Here is a 4,459-nt window from a genome sequence, read left to right on the forward strand (position 1 = left end):
CGACGGCTGCTTCTCCTTCCCCCTCCTCACAATGATTATCATTCTTGTATTTGGTGATTTTATTGCTTGGAAGTCCCGAAGTTAAAAAATATAACAATTTAGTTATATGACTCTTAGCCAATCTCACCCCTATCTTTCACCAGAAGAATACCTGGAAAGTGAAAAATCTAGCCCGATTAAACATGAATATATTCAAGGGCGGATTTATGCAATGGCAGGTGCAAGTGATGCTCATGTAACAATTACCGCGAACTTAGTCACCCTACTGAGAAATCACATTCGCGGAACTGGTTGTCGTGTTTATGTTGCTGACATGAAAGCACGCATCGAATCTCTGAATCTTTTCTACTATCCTGATATCATGGTGACTTGCGATCAACGAGATACCAATTTTGAATATTTTAAACGTTATCCCAGCTTAATTATTGAAGTTCTATCACCTTCCACCGAGGCTTTAGATAGAGGTGATAAATTTAGTGACTATCAAGAATTAGAAACATTGCAAGAATATGTCTTAATTAGTCAAAATCGCCAGCGTATTGATTGCTTTCGGCGCAATTCAGAAAGTAGATGGGAGCTTTATAGCTATAGGGTAAATCAAGAATTACAGTTTACCAGCCTGAATTTTTCTTGTTCCCTAACTGATGTTTATGAAGATGTCTCCTTTCCCGAAACTTTTAACCCTACTTCTGCTTAATTTTTATCTAATTTACCCTGATTTATTCCACTCGCAAACCAAAGTAGGTCAAAACAAGCTCAGTTGAGCCACTATTGACAACTTCGTGTACTTCTCCCGGTTCTATCGCTACGCAATTGCCCGGAAGCAAGGGATATTCTTTACCATCAATGTGAATTACTCCCGAACCGGCTTCCACAAAGAAGACTTCGCACATATCTTGATGCGCGTGTGCTGGTGCAGTTTGTCCGGGAGCAAAACGCGCTTGAGCAAAGTTAGTGAGGTGAGGCAAATCGCCGAAGCGTAGCATCACCTTTTTCTTGATTTCGGCATTGTGAGAGACAGACTCTTCTGGCAAGTCTTTCAGAGAATTGGTAATCATTCTGGTCTTAAATCGTTAGATAATTCCACAATACCCCTAGATCCATCAATCCTTACTCGTTGACCATCTTGCAAAAGCCATGTAGCGCCACGAACATCCATCACTGCGGGAATTCCATACTCACGAGCAACGATCGCACCGTGAGAAAGCCGTCCGCCAACTTCGGCAATTAGCCCTCCAGCCCTTAATAACAAAGGGGCCCAGCCGGAATCTGTGTAAGGTACGACTAGAATTGTATCTCGGTCAATCTCCGGCACATCTTGTAAATTTCGCAACACCTTTACCCTGCCCTCGGCTTGCCCGTGACTGGCTCCAATACCTTGTAAAATTTGGTCAGAGTACAGCGCAGAAGGAGCTAAGGGGTGAGGGGGCGTATTGCCGTAGACTAAAAGGGGTATTTGAATAAACTCGCTATCTTGGACAAATTGCGATCGCCTCGATTCTACTAATTTATCTAACTCCTCAATTAACTTAGAATCTTCACCCCCAACTAAACGCTGCACTTCATCAAAGTGGAGAAAAAAGATATCTCCGGTTTTCTGGAGTAAGCCGGATTTTAACCAAATATTCTCTAAAGCAACAAAACTCCAACGCAATTCAGCTAAAAGCCGTGAATAAACTTCGGTAACTCGTCCTTTAATATCTACACGCTGTTGCACAAAAGAACGTTTGCGCTTACCAGCAAAGATGCTATTAATTGCGTCTTTAGCACCTGATTGTGGTTCGTTCCCTTGCATTAACTGTACAAACATCTGCTTAATCATCTGGGGATTCTCCCGCCAAGTGGGAACGGAGATATCAGTTCCCACTTCACTTAAATAGCCGTAATCTTGAAGCAATTCATCAAATGCTTGCAGGATCTTTTCTCCCTCTGGAGTTTGCTTTAACTGCTCAAATACCTGCTGTGGCTCAAACTCAACTAATATCTGCTTGGCATCTGTAGCTATGGCACTGAGCGATCGCAATGCCGCTATCTCTGGAGTCACGCTATTATCAATTTGGCTATCCTTCACTCGGAAAATCGCCTGCCGCAGAGCAGCACTTAAGGGAGCTAAAATGCTGTAATATGTCCCGTGGCGCAACAACTCTAAAATAAAGTCAATTCTGATGAGCAGCAAGGCTGGTTCCAAACTATCTACATTTTCCTGCGCCAACTGCGACAACCCAGGAATAAACTTTTGGTGATAATCCCGCTTAAAGTCTTTTTCTAAATTTAATTCCCGCTTCAGTAACTTCCCTAGTCCTGGCAAATTCTCCCAGGTTGACTGCAAGGATGGTTTACTTAATTTAGCTCCTCTGGTTAAAAATTCCAGACTTTCCGGCGGCAATCCCATACGGAGAAAGATATTTCCTAAGAGGGATGCGTTAAAATAAGCTCTAGAATAATGCAGAGTTGCTGTCTCATTAAAATCTAACCCCAAAGCGCGATCGCCCAAAACTATAGTAAAAAATTCTCCCCAAACTCCACAAGTTAAGGGACGATTAATTGACCATGTTAAAGGGTGAATTACTCCAGGAATCACTTCGGCGGCGATTTTGCGCGTCCAAATTGGTAGTAGAGTCGTGATCGGTCGAGATTGTAACACCCAAAGCGTTTGCCCGTCATAACTCCATTCAATATCTTGAGGAGTGCCATGATAGCGTTTTTCGAGTCGATGAGCTAAATACGCAACTTGCTTGATTAATGCTGATGGAACTCGTCCAGTCCCCTCTAATTGCACAGAGGGAGATTTTTCTGTTTCAACGACAAAAGCGCGATATTGTTCTGGTGTGACTTTTCCTGAAACGATTTGCGTGGGGCTACCAGGAAGGGCTTCAATGATGATTGCATCACCCTGCTGAGTAATAGGATCGCGGCTGAAAGCAACGCCAGAATATACACTTTGGACTTGTTGTTGAATCAACACAGCCATTGCAGTATCATTTGAACCGCGATCGCGCCGATATTGCACAGCAGAAGGATGATTGTAAGAAGCTTGAACTTGAGCGATCGCTTGCTGTAATGCCTCTGCGCTAGTAACATTTAAAACTGTTTCATACTGTCCAGCAGCAGAAGCCTGTTCTGAATCTTCTCCAATGGCCGAGGAACGCACCACTAAGGGGGATAATTCTGATGGTTGGAGAAATTCTGTCAACACTTGAGGATCGTCAATTGGGGCTAGTACCCATCCCTTTGGGACTGGATAACCCCAGCGCTTAATTTGGGATAATGTAGCCGCCTTTTCTCCGACAATGGCAGCATCTAACTCTTCATCTAAAGAAATCATCGCGCGTTGGCGTAGCCCGTCGTAGACATCGCCCCGTAAAAATTCCAACATCGCTTGGGATTCTGTTTGCGCCTGTTGAACTGGTAGATTCATATCATCAGGAATTTTTGTATAAATCCATCCCATTAAACCAGCTAAAGCGGCAGCAGCAATAATTCTTGGAATATCGCTAATGTGCAAAATTGCCACAAACAACGGAAAGAGAAGCAAAACCCCAAATTTGACCGTCTTTTTAGATTGCAGAATTGTAAAGCTAATACCTGCAAAGAAAGATACAAATAGTGCCACAAGTGGATCGTGTACGACAAATCCCCAGACTACATTTGTCGTACCTGCTCCTCTGCCTATCCAGTATCTACCAATTACCAGAGCGATGAGAGCTATCAATTCCCAAAACGATCCCTCTGGGAAGAAAAGGCGGGTGAGGAAAACTGCCGCAATTCCTTTAAAAGCTTCTGACAAGACTGCCAGAATTCCGACAAACTTACCGCAGTGATAAAAGGCAGATGATACACTAATGTTTCGTGTACCAACTTGTGATAATTGCTTCCCCGTTAGTGCGTAAGCGATCCATGCAATTAGGGGTAATCCGCCCAAGAGGGGGCAGATAATTAAAAGAACTAAGACACCCCAAGGTTCAAACATTCTGGATTTTTGATTTTAGATTTAAATTTTCCATCTAAAACCTCAAATCTAAAATCTAAAGTTTTTCTGAAATTTTTGATGGTAATTAGGGCGCTTTTATTTAATTTATTAGTTATAGAATGGACACTTGGCTACAACGGAAACCGTTTTCGCCAGTGTCCTTCTTAGACTACTAATGGTTTTAGTTTAGCGCATAGGCAGCTTGCAGCGCCCAGATGATGAGAGCAGCGATCGATCCCAGAAGCAGCACGGTAGAGATAGTCACTACTTTGGGGGAATCTGCGCCCTCAAATTTCATAATCCCTCGGTTTAAATCGGACATAGCTTTGTAATCCTCTCTTTATTGGAGCATGAAACATTTGTCCGTTTTGATTGTAGTCCTTCTATTTACGGATGATGTTAAATTCCTAATATTATTTTGTTTAAGCTTGGCAATTTTTCCAACCCCACAATTACTTATTTATTTAGAGGTATTAGTCTCATTTATGG

At 42.6% G+C, this 4,459-nt stretch carries 4 protein-coding genes; 1 reads left to right on the forward strand and 3 read right to left on the reverse strand.

What is annotated here, in order from left to right; all coding sequences use genetic code 11:
* Positions 1-106 precede the first annotated feature (106 nt).
* A complete protein-coding gene (locus CDG77_RS33690) occupies positions 107-697 on the forward strand; it encodes a Uma2 family endonuclease (RefSeq protein WP_094333501.1) in 591 nt (196 codons plus the stop codon).
* Between the two features lie 22 nt (positions 698-719).
* On the opposite strand, the gene CDG77_RS33695 is transcribed toward CDG77_RS33690, so the two are convergent.
* The 3 genes from CDG77_RS33695 to CDG77_RS37180 form a co-directional block, all read right to left on the reverse strand.
* Positions 720-1,058 carry a cupin domain-containing protein gene (locus tag CDG77_RS33695; protein WP_094333502.1) on the reverse strand — a complete coding sequence of 113 codons (339 nt, stop codon included), beginning with the start codon at positions 1,056-1,058 and terminating at the stop codon, positions 720-722.
* On the reverse strand, positions 1,055-3,970 hold the full coding sequence (locus CDG77_RS33700) for a glycerol-3-phosphate acyltransferase (protein ID WP_094333503.1): 2,916 nt from the start codon (positions 3,968-3,970) through the stop codon (positions 1,055-1,057). The genes CDG77_RS33695 and CDG77_RS33700 overlap by 4 nt, the downstream gene beginning before the upstream one ends.
* A gap of 181 nt (positions 3,971-4,151) precedes the next feature.
* Positions 4,152-4,292 (reverse strand): hypothetical protein, encoded by a 141-nt coding sequence (locus CDG77_RS37180; protein WP_041565237.1) that lies wholly within the window; start codon positions 4,290-4,292, stop codon positions 4,152-4,154.
* Positions 4,293-4,459: the final 167 nt, after the last annotated feature.

This window comes from Nostoc sp. 'Peltigera membranacea cyanobiont' 213 (assembly GCF_002245975.1).
GTDB lineage: Bacteria > Cyanobacteriota > Cyanobacteriia > Cyanobacteriales > Nostocaceae > Nostoc.

What these genes read in the sequence shown, in the direction of transcription:
- CDG77_RS37180 (WP_041565237.1), bottom strand. Translation starts at nt 4,292, where the DNA reads ATGTCCGATTTAAACCGAGGGATTATGAAATTTGAGGGCGCAGATTCC.
- CDG77_RS33695 (WP_094333502.1), bottom strand. Translation starts at nt 1,058, where the DNA reads ATGATTACCAATTCTCTGAAAGACTTGCCAGAAGAGTCTGTCTCTCAC.
- CDG77_RS33690 (WP_094333501.1), top strand. Translation starts at nt 107, where the DNA reads ATGACTCTTAGCCAATCTCACCCCTATCTTTCACCAGAAGAATACCTG.
- CDG77_RS33700 (WP_094333503.1), bottom strand. Translation starts at nt 3,970, where the DNA reads ATGTTTGAACCTTGGGGTGTCTTAGTTCTTTTAATTATCTGCCCCCTC.